The 16,677-nt window shown below is 72.1% G+C and carries 12 protein-coding genes and 1 pseudogene; 10 read left to right on the forward strand and 3 right to left on the reverse strand.

The features are described 5' to 3' along the window. Nucleotides 1–15: 15 nt before the first annotated feature. From AB0G79_RS13960 to AB0G79_RS13970, 3 genes are all read right to left on the reverse strand, one after another. Nucleotides 16–1,029 carry a peptidoglycan-binding protein gene (locus AB0G79_RS13960; protein WP_360805376.1) on the reverse strand — a complete coding sequence of 338 codons (1,014 nt, stop codon included), beginning with the start codon at nucleotides 1,027–1,029 and terminating at the stop codon, nucleotides 16–18. Between the two features lie 184 nt (nucleotides 1,030–1,213). Next, nucleotides 1,214–2,758: a PucR family transcriptional regulator gene (locus AB0G79_RS13965; protein ID WP_360805379.1), complete on the reverse strand. Its 1,545-nt coding sequence runs from the start codon at nucleotides 2,756–2,758 to the stop codon at nucleotides 1,214–1,216. Nucleotides 2,759–2,887: 129 nt separating this feature from the next. Continuing rightward, nucleotides 2,888–4,474, reverse strand: coding sequence for a family 10 glycosylhydrolase (locus tag AB0G79_RS13970; RefSeq protein ID WP_360805382.1), 1,587 nt, complete (start codon nucleotides 4,472–4,474; stop codon nucleotides 2,888–2,890). A gap of 483 nt (nucleotides 4,475–4,957) precedes the next feature. On the opposite strand from AB0G79_RS13970, the gene AB0G79_RS13975 reads away from it, so the two are divergent. From AB0G79_RS13975 to AB0G79_RS14020, 10 genes and pseudogenes are all read left to right on the forward strand, one after another. Next, entirely contained in the window at nucleotides 4,958–6,574 is a 1,617-nt protein-coding gene (locus tag AB0G79_RS13975) for an ABC transporter substrate-binding protein (RefSeq protein WP_360805384.1), read from the forward strand. A 72-nt stretch (nucleotides 6,575–6,646) separates the two neighbouring features. Continuing rightward, complete coding sequence (locus AB0G79_RS13980) at nucleotides 6,647–7,573, forward strand: ABC transporter permease (protein ID WP_360805387.1); 927 nt, start codon at nucleotides 6,647–6,649, stop codon at nucleotides 7,571–7,573. Next, nucleotides 7,566–8,507: an ABC transporter permease gene (locus AB0G79_RS13985; protein WP_360805390.1), complete on the forward strand. Its 942-nt coding sequence runs from the start codon at nucleotides 7,566–7,568 to the stop codon at nucleotides 8,505–8,507. Before AB0G79_RS13980 ends, AB0G79_RS13985 begins: the two co-directional genes overlap by 8 nt. 6 nt (nucleotides 8,508–8,513) lie before the next feature. Next, entirely contained in the window at nucleotides 8,514–9,518 is a 1,005-nt protein-coding gene (locus AB0G79_RS13990; protein ID WP_360805392.1) for an ABC transporter ATP-binding protein, read from the forward strand. Continuing rightward, nucleotides 9,502–10,527, forward strand: coding sequence for an oligopeptide/dipeptide ABC transporter ATP-binding protein (locus AB0G79_RS13995; RefSeq protein ID WP_360805395.1), 1,026 nt, complete (start codon nucleotides 9,502–9,504; stop codon nucleotides 10,525–10,527). Before AB0G79_RS13990 ends, AB0G79_RS13995 begins: the two co-directional genes overlap by 17 nt. A 77-nt stretch (nucleotides 10,528–10,604) precedes the next feature. Continuing rightward, nucleotides 10,605–10,898: pseudogene (locus AB0G79_RS14000) on the forward strand (N-acetylmuramoyl-L-alanine amidase); the annotation flags it as partial. Nucleotides 10,899–11,055: 157 nt separating this feature from the next. Further along, a complete protein-coding gene (locus AB0G79_RS14005) occupies nucleotides 11,056–12,279 on the forward strand; it encodes a C39 family peptidase (RefSeq protein WP_360805398.1) in 1,224 nt (407 codons plus the stop codon). A gap of 521 nt (nucleotides 12,280–12,800) precedes the next feature. Beyond that, nucleotides 12,801–14,849: a prolyl oligopeptidase family serine peptidase gene (locus AB0G79_RS14010; RefSeq protein ID WP_360805401.1), complete on the forward strand. Its 2,049-nt coding sequence runs from the start codon at nucleotides 12,801–12,803 to the stop codon at nucleotides 14,847–14,849. Continuing rightward, a complete protein-coding gene (locus AB0G79_RS14015) occupies nucleotides 14,846–15,805 on the forward strand; it encodes an LD-carboxypeptidase (RefSeq protein ID WP_360805404.1) in 960 nt (319 codons plus the stop codon). The genes AB0G79_RS14010 and AB0G79_RS14015 overlap by 4 nt, the downstream gene beginning before the upstream one ends. Further along, complete coding sequence (locus AB0G79_RS14020) at nucleotides 15,802–16,659, forward strand: M55 family metallopeptidase (RefSeq protein WP_360805407.1); 858 nt, start codon at nucleotides 15,802–15,804, stop codon at nucleotides 16,657–16,659. Before AB0G79_RS14015 ends, AB0G79_RS14020 begins: the two co-directional genes overlap by 4 nt. The last annotated feature ends 18 nt before the right edge of the window (nucleotides 16,660–16,677 follow it).

A 16,677-nucleotide genomic window follows, 5' to 3' on the forward strand; every position in this document is an offset into this window, starting at 1 on the left:
GGCGGTCGCCGCCGGTCAGTAAGTGCAGCCTGAATCCGGGAGGGTCCACGGAGAGGGCGGAACGAGGCCGTCGTAGAGGGCGATCAGCATCTGCTGGGGACAGACGGACACGCCCTGCCGGAAGATGCCGAAGTGGAGGTGGGGCCCTGTGGAGTTGCCGGTGTTGCCGGTGCGGGCGATCAGCTGGCCCGCCGTCACCCGTGCTCCGTGGCTCACGTCGCGGCTGTCGAGGTGGCAGTACTGGTAGCTGACGCCGTCGTCACCGTCGATCGCCACGCCCAGGCCGCAGGAGTCGTCGAGGCCGCCGTTGAGCCGGGCGGTGCCGCCGGTGATGGCGTAGGCGGGCGTTCCGGTCTCCACGGCGATGTCGCTGGCGGGATAGTCGTGATGGGCCCACAGGAGGCTTTCCCGACCGTCGAAGACGTCCTCGCGCGGGATGACGAAGGCGTACGTGCCCCGGGGGCCGGATCCGGGCGGTGATCCGAGCAGGTGCTGCCAGGTGGTGGCCCCCACGGTCGTTCCTCCCGTGAGCTGGTGCCGCGCCTTGTAGTCCTCCACCGCGGCGGTCGTCGGCGGTCCGAAGACGCCGTCGGTCGCCACGTCACGGTATCCGTGCTCGCGGAGCTGGAACTGCAGGGCCCGGACGGCGTTGGCCTGCGTGGAGCCGGGGGCGACGCTGATCACGAGCTTGCTCCAGGTGGCGGGTCCGACGATCCCGTCGGCCGAGAGTCCCTGGTTCTGCTGGAACGTGATGACGGCGCTGCGCGTCTGGGCGTCGAACTCGGCGTTGGCGGTGACGACGCCGCCGTGCTGGCGGAGGAGGAACTGCAGGCTGGCGACGTCGTTCCCCGTGGCTCCCTTCTGCAGCAGCGGCCAGGCCGGCAGGGCCGCGTGGGCGGGGACCGCGGCGAGCAGTCCGAGGAGCAGTGCCGCGACGAGGGCGGTGACCAGGGTTCGCGCCTCTCCGAGACGCGAACTCGCCGTGGTGGCCGTGGTGGCCGTGGTGGCCGTGGTGGACGCAGGGGGCATGGACGGTCCTCTCTGTTCCTGTGGCTGCCGGCCTCGGTGTCCCCCGGCGGGTCGGTGCGCTCGCGGAAGAGGGACCTCCGGGAGCGGGTGCCAGGAGGCCTGGCCGGCAGGCGTACGGTAGGAACAGGCAGGCCTGTCTCGAAATGGACGTCATGTCGATCCGTCCGGAGACGGCTTGGACTGTTTAGCCCTTCGGGGGAACGGCGTTCCTGTATTTCTGCTGGTGGGCGAGGGGCCCGCCCACCGCCCGAGCCGTCAGCGCCAGCCAGAGGTCGACCCGGTCCTCCGCCCGGTCCTGCTGTCTTCCCGTCAGTCTGGCCACCTTCTCGATGCGGTTCTGGACGGTGTGCCGGTGCAGGCCCAGCAGGGACGAGGTCTCGGCCCAGGAGCCGTTCGTCTCCAGCCAGACCCGGAGGGTCTCGGTGAGTTCCCCGCCCGGGTCGGCGGCATCGAGCGGTGCCAGTACGGTGTCGGCGAAGGCCGCCAGGGTCGCGGGACTGCCCAGGCTCAGCAGGAGCCTGACCGAACCGGCCTCCGAGGCGCTCACGGGACGTCCCAGCTCGGTGCTGGAGGACAGCAGGCCGATCGCCTGCCGGAGCGAGAGCGCCGCGTGCTGCGGAGCGACGGCGGGACCTATGCCCGCCGGAAGGCCCGTGGCGAAGCGGCGGAGCACGGCGGACGTGTCCACGTCTTCCGGAACGACAATCTCGACCGTCTCGCCGGTCACGCGCGCGAGCCCTCCGGGTACCGCCAGGGCGAGATCGGCGGCGAGTTCCACCGGTTCGCCGGCCGCCCGCACGGCCACGGCCCGGACGGACGCCGAGGTGACGTCGGCCGTCCGCAGCAAGGACCTCGCCTGGTCCGCGGTGACGTCCGGATGGAAGAGCCGGGCAAGGAGGGCCGCGCGGCGGCGGCGCTGCGGCTCGTCGGCCAGGTGACGGCGTTCCAGTTCGACGGAGAGCAGGGACACGAGGACGCTGATCAGCAGCCGTGCCTCGGGGGAGTCCGCGTCGAGGAGGACGAGGAATCCGCGCGGGCGCGTCGTGCCGAGGGGCTGCACCACGAGCCTTCCGCAGGGCAGGTCCGCGCCGCCGCTTCCCCGGAGGCCGTGCAGGGCGACGGTCTCGATCACCGAGGTGGCGTTCGCCAGCAGTTCCTGCCCGTCGGCCCCCGCCGATCCGAGGAGCCTTCCCGAGGAATCGCACACGGCTACGCCCGAGTTGACCGCCTGGTGCCAGGACGACAGCAGACCCGTCAAACCGTCCCCGGAGGCGGCCGCGGAGGACAGTCGGCGCTGTGTGCGCAGGGTGCGCTCCAGCAGGCGTCGTTCCTCGGCCGCCCGGGCCAGGAAGACCGCTTTGGTGATGGAGGCGAAGGGGACGCTCGGGGGAGCCGTGAGCAAGGGCAGTCCGGCCCGCTCGGCATGGGTGCTCAGGGCGGCCGGCACCGCCTGCAGGGGCAGTCCCGGGCCCACTCCCACGATGAGGGCGGCGGCCTTGCCACCGCTGAGCTCCTCCACGTAAGCCGCGCAGCCGGGCTCGTCGGCGGAGAGCAGCAGCCCGTTGGTCATGACCACTTCGGCGCCTTCGAGCCAGGCGGCGGGCCGCGTGTTCTCGGTCGCGTGTGCCGCCTCGACCACTCGGCCAAGCCCCGTGCCGCCCGCCAGGAGGCTCAGGCGAAGGGAAGGGATGGCCAATAGATCACGAACGGTGAGAGGCATGGGACGCATGGTCCATGAAGTGGCTTCGCCTGTCGACCGTTTGTCCAGGACCGCGGTCCCCGGTGACCGGTGCGCGGGACGAAGGAGGGCGCGCGGCGACCGCCGCCCGTGCGGGCCGGTCGCCCCGCGCCCCGGGGGTCAGTGCGCGGGGCGGGACAGCCTGCCCTGGCGCTGCACGCGATCGATGGCGGACACCGCGTACCAGCAGCCCCCCGGCGCGCCCGGATCGTCGTAAACGGCCTGCCGGCCGCCGGGAATCACCGCCACGAGGGAGGCGTGCTCCCCCTCCGGACGGTGCCCGGGGTCGCGCGGGAACCGGTACACCGCGTAACGGAACGGCACGTCCCTATTGCCGGGCGCCCCCGCCCTGATGTGCAGGGAGGCCGTGCCGGTGTGGGCGTCTCGCCGGACCTCGACGGTCGGTCGTCGCGGAAGCGGACCCTCGTCGAGCCGGGTCGGCAGGGGGCCGAGGACCGGTCGGTGCCAGTGGGAGGCCCGCATGGCGGCGAAGTCACCCACGCGATCGGCGCGGACGTCCTTGGCGCTGAAGAAGAGGTCGCCGCCTATGTCGGGAAGCGTGGCATTGAGCGTCAGGTGGCGCGTCAGCTCCTTGCCGTCCTGCCACGGAGCGGGCTGCCCCGCGGCCCCCGACTTGTAGACGGCCTGTCCGATCCACAGCTCCGTGTCCGTGCCCCGGACCACCTCGGCCCACCACGGTGCCAGGACGCCGTAGTCGGCCACCGGCAGTCCGATGTGCCAGTACACCTGGGGCGCGACGTAGTCGAGCCACCCCCGCTCGACCCATCCGCGGGTGTCCGCGTGCAGGCCGTCGTACGACTGGAAGGCGGCGGTCCGGGAACCGCGCGGATCCGTGGTGGCGTTGCGCCAGACGCCGAAGGGGCTGATGCCGAAGAGTGCGTCCGGCCGTACGGCACGCACGGCGTCCCGCATCTCACGGACCATGAGGTCCACGTTGTGCCGGCGCCAGGCCGCCTTGTCCGCGTGGCCCGCTCCGTACGTCCGGAACGTCTCCTCGTCGGGGAAGTCGGATCCCGCGACCGGATAGGGGTAGAAGTAGTCGTCGAAGTGCACGCCGTCGATGTCGTACCGCCTGACGGCGTCGAGCATCGCCTCCTGGCAGAAGCGGCGCGCGGCCGGCACGCCGGGGTCGTAGTAGAGCTTCCCGCCGTAGGAGACGCACCATTCCGGATGGACGCGGGCCGGGTGCTCGGGAACCAGTGCGGACGGATCGGGCTGCATGGACACGCGGTACGGGTTGAACCAGGCGTGGAACGCGAGGCCGCGCTCGTGCGCCGTCTCGACCATGAAGCCCAGCGGGTCGTACCCGGGGTCCCTCCCCTGCGCACCGGTGAGCCACTGGGACCAGGGTTCGAGCGGCGAGGGCCAGAACGCGTCGGCCGTCGGCCGGATCTGCACGAACAAGGCGTTGAACCCCCACGCGAGGGCTTCGTCCGCCAGCCGTACGAACTCCGCGCGCTGGGCGGCGGCGTCCAGGCCCGTGCGACTCGGCCAGTCGATGTTGACCACGGAGGCGATCCACAACCCCCGCATCTGCCGCCCGACGGGATCGACGGTGGGCACGGCGGCGTGGACCGGCGACGACGCGAGCGCGACGGTGCAGCCGGCCGCCGCGACGGCGGCGAGGAGCGTGCGGCGGGGGAGGGCTGAGGAGGTCGAGGAACCAGCGGTGCGTTGGGGTGTCATGGCTGTCTCTCCGCGGGCGACGTAACGGGGACGGGGGGGGCACGTCGGGGGTCCGACGGCGGGGCGAGGGCGGGAGTCGCACTCCCGGGGCCGGTGAGCTCGTATCGGTAACGCACGTAACTCTGGATGCATGTCGTCGCGCTATGTATCTTCTGTTTCGAAGGTGAAAGCGGGTCGTGCCGCCGTGACCGTCTCTCCGGCATGCGCGCCCGCCGGACCTCCGCCCGTGCCGGAGCGCCTCCCGCGAGCGAGGAAGGGCGGGCGACGGTCGAGGTGCCACGGCCCATGCTCGTCTTCCCGCGGCCGGCGCGGCAACGACTCGATGTCCATCGATCCCGAAGGGGCCTGGACATTGCGTCGATCGTCTCCCCACCGGCCGGATCCCTACCGTGTCGCCCCTGCCTCACTCCAAGAGCGGTCCGCGCGAACGCCGTTCGACGGCGACCTCCCCGGACCGCCTTCCCGAAATGAGTACAGCGCACCATGATTCCCCTCCGGTCCACCGCCCTCGCGGCAGCCACCGTCCTCACCGTCGTCGCGTCCGCGACCGCCTGCGGTCCGTCCGAGCCGGCGAAGTCCGACAACGCGTCCGGCAAGCCCGGCGGCGCCTACTCGGTCGCGCTCACGGAGCCCGACCACCTCCTGCCGGGCCGCACCACCAGCAGCTACTCCCTCCAGGTCCTGCAGGGGCTGTTCGACCCGCCCGCCGCCCTCGACCCGAAGGGCGGCACCCCGAAGCCGCTGGCCGCCCTCTCCTGGCTCACCGACGACAACGTCGTCTGGACGATCAAGTTCAGGTCCGGAACCACCTTCCACAACGGCGAGAAGGTCACGGCCGCCAGCTTCGCGGACGCGTGGAACGCCGCCGCCTACGGACCCAACGCCTGGGACGCGAACTACTACTTCGCCCAGATCAAGGGGTACGACGCCCTCAACCCGGCGGACGAGGGCGCCAAGCCGACCGCCCGGACCCTGTCGGGGCTCAAGGTCATCGACGAGACGACCCTGCAAGTCACCCTGAAGGCGCCCTTCGGCCAGTTCCCCATGCTGCTGTCCTTCCCCGCCTTCGCCCCCCTCCCCAAGGCGGCCACGGCCAACCCGGACGCCTCCGACGTCGCACCGATCGGCAACGGCCCCTATCAGCTCGACGGCGCCTGGGAGCGCAACCAGAAGATCAAGCTGAAGAAGTTCGCCGGCTACGGCGGGCCTCGCGAGGCCATGGCCGACCGCATCGACTTCAAGATCTACACGAGCCGGGAGACCGCCTTCACCGAACTGCAGGCCGGCAACGTGGACGTCCTCACGACCGTCCCGGCCGCCAACTCGGCGCAGGCGAAGCGCCTCTTCGGCGAGCGCTTCTCCATCCGCCCCAGCGGAACCATGGACTACCTCGGCCTGCCCGTGAAGGACCCCCGCTTCGCGGACCCCCGGATCCGCAAGGCCCTCTCCATGGCCATCGACCGCAAGGGCATCACCCAGGCCATCTACAACGGCGTCTACCAGCCCGCCACCTCCCTCGTCGGCGACGTGATCCCCGGGCACCGTTCCGACGCGTGCGGCAAGACCTGCGCCTACGACCCGGCGGCCGCCAAGAAGCTGTTCGAGGAGGCCGGCGGCTTCGACGGCCCGCTGGAGCTCTACTTCTCCAACTCCGACCCCACCTACGAGCAGTGGATGACCTCGGTCGCCAACCAGCTCAAGGACAACCTCGGCATCCAGGACGTGAAGTTCCGCAAGATGGCCCCCGCCGACCTGTCCTCGCTGCTCAACGACGGCAAGAACAAGGGCCCCTTCCGGCAGAACTGGGTCATCGACTACCCCAGCATCCAGAACTACCTCGACGGCCTCTACTACCCCGGCAACCGATCCGGCTGGAGCAACGGCGAGTTCGACGCCCTCGTCGCCAAGGGCAACGCCGCCAAGGGGAACGAAGCCATCGCGGCCTACCAGAAGGCCGAGGACATCGCCCTGCGCGACCTCCCGTACATCCCGCTGTGGAACTGGCAGGACCAGTCCGCGTGGAGCGACCGGATCGGGAACGTCGTCATCGACTCCTACGCCGCCGGGCTGCACCTGGACCGCGTCACCGTCAACGACTGAGGCCGTCACCGACCCTCTGCCGGCACCCCTTCGGGAGTGCTGCGCAGACCGATTCCCTGGGGGCCGTCCGTCGTGTGGAGATTCGTCGCCCGTCGCCTGCTGCACGCCCTGCCCGTACTCCTCGGCACCACCTTCCTCATCTACACGCTCGTCTTCGTCCTGCCGGGCGACCCCATCCAGGGGCTCGCCGGTGACAAACCCGTACCGCCGGCCGTCCTCGCCGAGCTGCGCGCCCGCTACCACCTGGACGACCCGCTGTGGATCCAGTACGCGCACTACCTCACCGGCCTGCTCACTGGTGATCTCGGCACCACCTTCACCGGCCGCCGCGTGTCGGACCTGCTGGCCGACCGATGGGTCGTCACCCTGCAACTCGGCCTCACCGCCTGGGTTCTCGAAGTGGTCCTCGGCATGGCCCTCGGGGTCTGGGCGGGCCTGCGGAAAGGCAGGTGGGACGACAGCGCGGTGCTCTTCGGAACCACCCTGGTCATCTCCGTACCGGTCTTCGTCGTCGGCTACATGGCCCAGCTGGTCCTCGGCGTACAGCTCGGCTGGCTGCCGGTGGCCGGCACCGAAGAAGGATGGCCCCTCGCCTTCCTGCTGCCCGGCCTCGTCCTGGCCTCGTTCGGCCTCGCCTACGTCGCCAGGCTCACCCGCAGCTCCCTCATCGAGAACCTACGGGCCGACTACGTCCGCACCGCCCACTCCAAAGGACTCAGCCGCCGCCGCGTCGTGGTCAGACACACCCTGCGCAACTCGCTGATCCCCGTCGTCACCTTCCTCGGCCTGGAGCTCGGGGGACTCATGGCCGGCGCGATCGTCACCGAGTACATCTTCAACCTCCCGGGCGTCGGCCAGCAGCTCTTCCAGTCCATCCAGCTCCGCGAAGGCCCCGTCGTCGTGGGCACCACGACTGCCCTCGTCCTCATCTTCCTGCTCGCGAACCTGCTCGTGGACCTCCTCTACGGGCTGCTCGATCCGAGGATCCGCCATGACTGACACCGCCAGGACCCTGGAGGCCGCGGGCGAAGCCGCCGAGCACCCCGCACCGCCCGACACGGCGCCCCCGCCCTCCCAGGAGCGGGCGTCCCTCAGCAAGGACGCGTGGCTCGAACTGCGAGCACGGCCCACGGTGTGGGCCGCCGTCGTCACCCTCCTGCTGATGACGGCGATGGCCCTGGCGCCCGGCGTCCTCACGTCGCTGCTCACCGAAGGAGGAGACCACTGCGACCTGGCCGACTCCAAGCTGGGCCCCTCCGCGGGCCACCCCTTCGGATTCGACCTGCAGGGCTGCGACTACCTGGCCCAGGTCATCCGGGGCACCCGCCCCTCCCTGATCGCCGGCCTCGCCGTGACGGCGGCCTCCCTCCTGATCGCCGTCGTCCTCGGACTGTTGTGCGGCTTCTACGGAGGCTGGCTCGACGCCCTCGTCTCCCGGGTGACCGACGTCTTCTTCGGCCTGCCCTTCGTCCTCGGAGCCACCGTCATCCTGGTCGCCTTCCCCGACCACGGCCTCGGCGCCATGATCCTGGTCCTGACGGTGCTGGGCTGGACGACCATGACGCGCATCATGCGCTCCCAGGTCATCGCCCTGGCCGACGCCGACTACGTGCGTGCCGCCCGCATGCTGGGAGCACGCCCCGCCCGCCTCATGGTGCGCCACATCCTCCCCAACGCGATCACCCCGGTCATCGTGGTCGCCATGCTGAACGTCGGAGCGGTCATCTCGGGCGAAGCGACACTCGACTTCCTGGGAGTCGGACTCCAGTACCCCGAGGTCTCCTGGGGACTCCAGCTGAACGCGGCCCAGGCCTTCGTCCTCGACCACCCCCACCTCCTGTTCTTCCCCGCCCTCTTCCTGTCCGCGACCGTCCTGAGCTTCATCCTCCTCGGCGATGCCGCACGCGACGCCTTCGACCCCCGGCTGAAATGAGCGCCCATGTCCCCCGACGCACATCCCCTCCTGGAGGTCGAGGACCTCTGCGTCGAGTTCCGCACGCGACGCGGCACCATCCGGGCGGTGAACGGACTCTCCTACGCCCTTCACGAAGGCGAGACCCTGGCCCTGCTCGGTGAGTCCGGATCGGGCAAGTCCGTCGCGGCACAGGCCGTCATGGGGCTGCTCGACACACCGCCGGCGCACATCACCCGCGGCGCCGCCCGACTGCGCGGCGACGACCTGCTCGCCATGTCTCCCGAGCGCCACCGGCAGGTGCGGGGAACGCGTCTGTCCATGATCTTCCAGGACGCGCTCACCGCGCTCAACCCCGTGCTGTCGGTGGGCGACCAACTGGCCGAGATGTACCGGGTGCACCAGGGCATGGGACGCAAGGCCGCCTTCGCGCGCGCCGTGGCGCTCATGGACCGCGTCCGTATCCCGGCCGCCGCGCGCCGGGTCCACGACTACCCGCACCAGTTCTCCGGCGGGATGCGCCAGCGCGTCATGATCGCGACGGCGCTCGCGCTCGACCCGGAGGTCGTCATCGCGGACGAACCCACCACCGCCCTCGACGTCACCGTCCAGGCCCAGATCATGCGGCTGCTCAAACAGCTCCAGGGCGAAACCCGCATGGGGCTGCTGCTGATCACCCATGACCTCGGCGTCGTCGCCGAGGCGGCCGACCGGATCACCGTCATGTACGCCGGTCGCACGGTGGAGTCCGCGTCGGCCGAGGACCTCTACGCCCGGCCCGGACACCCCTACACCCGTGGCCTGCTCGACTCGGTGCCCCGCCTGGACCGCCTGGGAAAGCCCCTCGTGCCCATCACCGGCGCCCCGCCCCTGCCGTCCTCCGTCCCCGCGGGATGCGCCTTCCATCCCCGGTGCCCGCGTGCCGAACCGCGCTGCGGCAGCGAAGCACCGCCCTTCCGAACGCTTTCGCCCGCAGGACACCGCAGTGCCTGCCACTTCGCCGAGGAGGTCCACCATGCTCCCGTCGGCTGAGACCGATCCGCCCCTCCTGCGGGCCACGGCGCTCACCCGCCACTTCCCGATCACCACGGGTGTGCTCCGGAAACACCGCGCAGGGGCGGTCAGGGCGGTCGACGGCGTCGACCTGACCGTGCGCCGCGCGGAAACCCTCGGCATCGTGGGCGAGTCCGGGTGCGGCAAGTCCACCCTCGCCTCCCTCCTGATGGCCCTGGACCGGCCCACCGCGGGCACCGTGACGATCGACGGCCAGGACCCCTTCTCCCTCTCCGGACGCGAACTGCGCACGCTTCGCCGTCGTGTCCAGATGGTCCTGCAGGACCCCTACACCTCCCTCAACCCCCGGATGACCGCCGGGCAGATCGTGGGGGAACCCTTCGCCATCCACCCCGAAGCCGTCCCCAAGGCCGACCGAGGGCGACGCGTGGCCGAACTCCTCGAAACGGTCGGTCTGGACCCCTCCCACCGGGACCGCTACCCCCACCAGTTCTCCGGCGGGCAACGTCAGCGCCTGGGAATCGCGCGGGCACTGGCCCTCGGGCCCCGGCTGCTGCTGTGCGACGAGCCGGTGTCAGCCCTCGACGTCTCCGTCCAGGCGCAGGTCCTCAACCTGCTCCAGGACCTCCGCCGCGACCTCCGCCTCGCCTGCGTCTTCATCTCGCACGACCTCGCGGTCGTCCAGCACCTGTGTGACCGGATCGCGGTGATGTACCTCGGGAAGATCGTGGAGACCGGCACGCGCGAGCAGATCTACACGACTCCCCGCCACCCCTACACCCGTGCCCTCCTCGCCGCGGCCCCCGTACCCGACCCCGGACGGGACGCACCCGATGACGCCCACCTCCTGGAAGGCGACCTGCCCTCCCCGGCCTCACCGCCGTCCGGGTGCCGCTTCCGGACCCGCTGCCCCTACGCGCGCGAGCAGTGCCTGACGGAACCCGAACTGCGCACGCGCGACGGAGCCGACCACCCGACCGCCTGTCACTTCCCCATCGACACGACGACACGAAGGACGAACGCGTGACAAGCAGACGCATCCCGCGCAGACGAGCAGCGGGCCCCGTGGCCGTCGTGACGGCCCTGCTCACCGGGGCGCTCGCCATGGCCCCTGCCCAGGCACAGCCACCCTCCGGCCCGGAGGAAGCCGCCTCGGTGAGGGTCCGGCCCCGCGCCGACCTCTTCCGCGCGGCCGGCGAACGGCACCACGTCCCCGAGACGGTGCTGCTCGCGGTGTCGTACCTGCAGAGCCGCTGGGAGGACCACGGCGGCGCCCCGAGCGTGGACGCCGGCTACGGGCCGATGCACCTGACCGACGCCCGGGCGACGCTCGCCGGGGCATCCCACCACGCCGACGGGGACGAGGACCCCCGGGGCGACACCTCCCGCCCCTCACTCGCGCACCGATGCCGGGCGTGCCCAGCTGAGCGCGGGACCGTCCGAGACGGCCCGGGGCTCCTGATCGGGAACTCCGGGCCGCTACCATGTGGGCCCTGTCCCGGCATCGGCGCCAGGCGGGGCCGTACCGGAGCTACAAGAGAGCGGCAGGACGACCGTGACAGGCGAGAACCGTGGGCGAAGCGACGGCCCCCTCGTGCCGAGGGCGGTGCTGCACCGCTGGTCCGAGGCCTGCGACTTCACCCATGCCGTCTTCAGGGGCACCGCCTGGACCGACGGGGCCTTGCGCCTGGAGAGCGCCGAGGCCGACGAGGCCTTCGTGGACCACCACGGTCACGCCACGCTGGAATGGGAGTACGCGACCTGCTCCACCGGCTGGCGGGACCTGCCGTTTCCCGCCGAGGAGCTCATCCCCTCCTGGACGGCCCTCACACCGGCCGGCACCCGGCTGATGGTGCGGCTGCGCGTCCGTGACGCCACGGGAGACACCTCTTCCTGGTACGTGATGGCGCACTGGGCCTCGGACGACGCGGTGGTGCACCGCACCACCGTGCCCGGTCAGACCGGCCCGTTCGGAACGGCGGACGTCGACGTGTTCGTGGCCGCCCCCGGCAGGCCCGTCTCGGCGTACGAACTGGAGGTCCGCCTCGCGCGAGTCCGAGGCGCCGTCGAGGGCCCCGCGGTCCACGCCCTCCACCTCGCCGCCTCGTCCACGCCCCCCGACCACCACCAGGCGGTCAGCGGGCCCGCCGGGGCCTGGGGCAAGGTCCTCGACGTCCCCCGCCGTTCCCAGGAGCTGCACACCGGTCACAGCCCCCAGTGGGACGGGGGAGGCGAGGCCTGGTCGGCCCCGGCCTGCACCGCGATGCTCGTCGAGTACTTCGGCCACGGTCCGCAGGCCGCGGAGACGGCGTGGATCGATCCCGCCGACACCGCGCCGCAGGTCGACTTCACCGCGCGCGCGGTCTACGACTACGCCTACAAGGGGTGCGGCAACTGGGCCTTCAACGCCGCCTATCCGGCCCGTTACGGGCTCGGAGGAATGGTCACCCGGCTGCGCTCGCTGAACGAACTCGAACGCTTCATCTGCGCGGGCATACCGGTCGCCACGGCCCAGAGCTTCCGCATCGGCGAGCTCGCGGGCGCGGGCTACTCACCGGCCGGAAGCATCAAGATCGTCTGCGGTTTCACGCCCGACGGCGACGTGGTGGTCAACGACCCCCTCTCGGCCACCGACGAGGAGGTGCGACGGGTCTACCGGCGCGGCGAGTTCGAGCGGGTGTGGCTGTCGGCCTCGGGCGGCGGGGGAGTGGTCTACCTTGTCCACCCCCGCGAACTGCCCCTGCCGGCCAACGTGGCCGGCCTGGACCCCAACTGGTGAACCAAGCCGGGACGCGGGGTCGTCCCGCCTCTCCGGGCCATGGCGAAACGTCGTGCCCCGCTTCCGTAGGGCCGACCTGCTCCACGGACAACGACGAAACGTCGTGCCCCGCCCTGCGGGACGGGACCTTTTGTTGATCGCTCGCAGTCGTGGTGCCTCACTAGCGTGTGCGTCATGAGAACGGCTCCGCCGCATCCGTGCGGTCCACCGGACGGGGACGCGCACATCCGGCGACCGCGGCCGGCCGGCCCGGCCCCGCGGCCCTGAGGATTTCGCCCCGCCCCGGCCGTCGGCGTCGACCAGACACTCCCCGGACCCACCGCACCGCGGCGCGAAGTGACCGCACATCGCCGGCCCGCAGGCGCGCTCCCTCGCGCGCCGCAGTCGAACCGGCGGTACGGCACCGGGCCCACCTCCCGCTCCCCACCCCGCAGCACGGCCGCACCACGCCTCGCTCGGCCGCGCCCCTCCCCTCCTGACCACACGGACGCCATTCGCATGGCCACAAGGCGGTGACCCCGATGAACCACCCCTCCTCCACCCAGGACACGCACCCCCCGTTCCGGGCTTGGGAATCCGACATCAGCGCCGCAATCGTCGCCCGCCAGGACGGCACGCCGGGCTGGGTCTCGCTCGTCGGCGACGAAGTGTGGTGGGACGAACCCCGCCCGTACGAGTCAGGCCGCCGCTGCGTCGTGCGCGCGAAACCGGACGGCACCGTCGAGGACGTGCTCCCGCCGGGCTTCGACGCCCGAAACAGCCTCCACGAGTACGGCGGCCGGTCCTGGCGCCCCGCCGGTACCGGCCTGGTCTTCACCCACTGGCACGACCGGCGCATCTACCTCCACCACCCGGACACCCAGGACGTGCCCAGGCCCCTCACCCCCGCGCGCGTAGACGTCACCTACGGCGACCTCTACGTGCCGCCGTCGCGCGACGAGGTGTGGGCCGTGCGCGAGACGTGCCTCGGGGGGACGCGCGACATCGAGCGCGCCCTCGTCTCCGTCTCGCTCAGCACCGGCGCCGAGCGGACGATCTCCGCGACGCACCACTTCGTAACCTGCCCCCGGCTGTCTCCGGACGGCCGGCATGTGTCCTGGATCGGATGGGACCATCCGAACATGCCGTGGGACGGCACCGAACTGTGCGTCGCGCCGATGCGGGAGGACGGCACCGCCGGCGTCCACGGCGTGCGGGCGGGCGGCCCCCGGGAATCCGTCGTCCAGGCCGAGTGGAGGGACGGCGACAGCCTCTGGGCGGTCACCGACCCCGACGGCTGGTGGACCCTGCACGTGGTGCCCGCCCACGGAGGCCCCGCCCAGGTCGTCGCCGCGGTCGAGGAAGAGTTCGGGGGAGCCCTGTGGAAGCCCGGATCCACCTGGTTCGCCCCCCTCCCCGACGGCCGGGCCGTGGCCATCCACGGAACGGGTGCCGGGCGACGGATCTCCCTCGTGGACCCCGAGGCCGGTCTCGAACGGCCCGTACTCACCGATCTCGGCCTGCCCTTCACCGATTTCGTCCAGAGCCTCGACGCCGACGGGACCCGCCTGGCCGCCGCCGGGGCCGGCCCGACCCTTCCCTACAGCGTCTTCACCACGGCCCTCCCCGGGCCCGGCGGCACCCACGACCGCGACACCCGGATCCTCTCCTCCCACGCGGCACCGCCGGTTGACCCCGCCTGGCTGCCGCGTCCCACCGCCAGGTCCTTCCACCGCGGTGCCACGGCGCCGACGAACGACGACGCCCCGGGCGTCGGTTTCCCGGTGCACGCCCACCTCTACCCGCCCACTCACCCCCGTCACGCCGCACCGGCCCGACGGCGCCCGCCCTGGGTGGTCTTCGTGCACGGCGGCCCCACCGGCGACTACCCGATGGTGCACGACCTCGAGATCGCCTACTTCACCAGCCGCGGCATCGGCGTCGCGACGGTCGACTACGGAGGGTCGGTCGGATACGGCCGTGCCTACCGGGAACGTCTGAACGGCGCCTGGGGACTCGTCGACGTCCAGGACTGCGTCACCGTCGCGCGGGCCCTGGTGTCCGAAGGGCTCGCCGACCCCGGCCGGCTGGCGATCCGCGGAGGAAGCGCGGGGGGATGGACCGCCCTCGCCGCCCTCACCCACACGGACGCCTTCGCCGGCGCGGTCTCCTTCTACGGCATCACCGACCCGCTCACCTGGGCGGCCACCACCCACGACTTCGAGTCCCGCTACCTGGACGGCCTGATCGGCCCCCTGCCGCGGAGCGCCGCGCTCTACGAACAGCGCTCCCCGGTCCTCGCGGCGGACAGGGCCAGCGGACCCGCCCTGCTCCTCCACGGCCTCGACGACACCATCGTGGACCCCGCCCAGTCCTCCGCCATGGCAGAGGCCCTCCACGCCGCGGGCATCGCCTGCGAACACATCGAGTACCCGGGGGAACGGCACGGCTGGCGGCGGGCCGAGACGATCCGGGCGGCCCTGGACGCCGAGATCCGCTTCTACGAGCGGATCTTCGCCCCTCCCTCCGGTCCCCGGGCGGACACGGCCGGTTCCACGGACGCGGCACCGGCCCCTGCGGAGCGGTCATGACGGGCGACGGCGTTCCGCCCGCCGCGGGGCGCCCCCCGCGTCAGGACCGCGCGTATCCTCCGTTCCTGCGACGGGGCGACACCGTCGCCCTCGTCGCTCCCGCCGGACCGGTGACCGAGCGGGAGACGACCCCGGCCCGGGACCTGCTGGAGGAGTGGGGCCTCCGGGTACGCGCCACTCCGCGGCTCCACGCCACCCACCAGGACTACCTGGCAGGTTCCGACGACGAACGCCTCGACGACTTCACCGAGGCCTGGCTGGATCCCGACGTACGGGCGGTCGTGTGCGCCCGGGGCGGATACGGGAGCCAGCGCATCGCAGACCGCCTCGACCACCGGCGCCTCGCCGCCGCCGGCCCCAAGTTCCTCGTCGGTTCCAGTGACGTCACCTGCCTTCACCAGGCACTGGGGGAGCGCCTCCGCCTGGTGACCCTCCACGGTCCGATGCCCGGCTGCAGGCCCGTCCACGAAGACGACGTCAGTGCCGGAAGCCTCCACGCGGCCCTCTTCGGACCGCCGCCGCGCTCGTTCGCCCTCGACGGCCCCGTCCTTGTTCCCGGACGCGCCGAGGGGATCCTCACCGGCGGGAACCTCACCATGCTGGCGTCCTCGCTGGGAACCGCCACCGCGCCCGACGCCGAAGGCCGCATCCTCCTGCTCGAAGACGTCGGCGAGGACCCCTACCGCCTCGACCGGTCGCTGACCCAGCTCAGACGCGCCGGCGTCCTGCAACGGACGGCCGGCGTCCTCCTCGGCGACTTCACCCACTGCGGCCCCCGGGGCCAGGTGGAGGCCGTGATGCGGGACCGCCTGTCGGACCTCGGAGTCCCGGTGGCGGCCGGCCTGCCCGCCGGCCACGGACCGCGTCAGCTCACCGTCCCCCTGGGAGCACGCGCGGTGCTCCGCACGGACCCGCCCGTCCTCACCCTCCCCCCGCACGAAAGGAACACGACATGACGCGGGTGCTCGTCTCCGCCGACATGGAAGGCGCCACCGGCGTCACGTGCCCCGACGACGTCGAACCGGGAACCGCCTCCTGGGAACGCATGCGCCCGCTCTTCACCGGCGACGTCAACGCCGCCGTCGACGGCCTCCTCGCCGGCGGCGCGACCGAAGTGCTGGTCAACGACGCCCACTACACGCAGCGCAACCTGCTCCTGGAGAGCCTGGACCCCCGCGCGCGCCTGCTCACCGGCCGACACAAGCCGCTGGGCATGATGGCGGGGATCGACCGGGCCGACGCGGTGGTCTTCCTCGGCTACCACACGGGCGCCGGAGAGCAGGGGGTGCTGTCCCACACCTACCTCGGAACCGGACTGACCGCGTTCCGCATCGACGGCGAGCCCGCCGACGAGGGCCGGATGAACGCGCTGATCGCCGAGGAGCACGGCGTCCCCGTCGTCCTGGTGACCGGAGACGACCTCACCTGCGAGGCGGCCCGGCTCTGGGCGCCCGAGGCCCTCGTCGTGGCGGTCAAGGAATGCGCCAGCCGGTACGCCGCCATCTGCCTTCCCCCCGGCCGAAGCGCCGAACTGCTGCGCGCACAGGCGGCCGAGGCCCTGCGCCTCCTCCCCACCCGACGCGACCACGCGGACGCCCCGGAAGGACGCGGCGCCCCCGCCCGGCCGCGCCGCTTCGAGCTCGACTTCCACGCACCCCATCTGGCGGCCGCGGTCCTCGCCGTCCCCACCGTCGAACCCAACGGCCCCCGGGGCGTCGCCTTCACCGCACCGGACGCGACCACCGCCGCCAGGACCTTCAAGGTGTGCACCTCCATCGCCGGCGCGGCGATGGAGGACCACTTCGACTGACCGCCGCCCCCTCACGTC

The organism is Streptomyces sp. NPDC020807 (assembly GCF_040641575.1).
Taxonomy (GTDB): Bacteria; Actinomycetota; Actinomycetes; order Streptomycetales; family Streptomycetaceae; genus Streptomyces.

Bases quoted from the DNA above. Each gene is read 5' to 3' on its own strand.
- AB0G79_RS13970 (WP_360805382.1), bottom strand. From the start codon at position 4,474: ATGACACCCCAACGCACCGCTGGTTCCTCGACCTCCTCAGCCCTCCCC.
- AB0G79_RS13985 (WP_360805390.1), top strand. From the start codon at position 7,566: ATGACTGACACCGCCAGGACCCTGGAGGCCGCGGGCGAAGCCGCCGAG.
- AB0G79_RS13995 (WP_360805395.1), top strand. From the start codon at position 9,502: ATGCTCCCGTCGGCTGAGACCGATCCGCCCCTCCTGCGGGCCACGGCG.
- AB0G79_RS13965 (WP_360805379.1), bottom strand. From the start codon at position 2,758: ATGCGTCCCATGCCTCTCACCGTTCGTGATCTATTGGCCATCCCTTCC.
- AB0G79_RS13990 (WP_360805392.1), top strand. From the start codon at position 8,514: ATGTCCCCCGACGCACATCCCCTCCTGGAGGTCGAGGACCTCTGCGTC.
- AB0G79_RS14015 (WP_360805404.1), top strand. From the start codon at position 14,846: ATGACGGGCGACGGCGTTCCGCCCGCCGCGGGGCGCCCCCCGCGTCAG.
- AB0G79_RS14020 (WP_360805407.1), top strand. From the start codon at position 15,802: ATGACGCGGGTGCTCGTCTCCGCCGACATGGAAGGCGCCACCGGCGTC.
- AB0G79_RS13975 (WP_360805384.1), top strand. From the start codon at position 4,958: ATGATTCCCCTCCGGTCCACCGCCCTCGCGGCAGCCACCGTCCTCACC.
- AB0G79_RS14010 (WP_360805401.1), top strand. From the start codon at position 12,801: ATGAACCACCCCTCCTCCACCCAGGACACGCACCCCCCGTTCCGGGCT.
- AB0G79_RS13960 (WP_360805376.1), bottom strand. From the start codon at position 1,029: ATGCCCCCTGCGTCCACCACGGCCACCACGGCCACCACGGCCACCACG.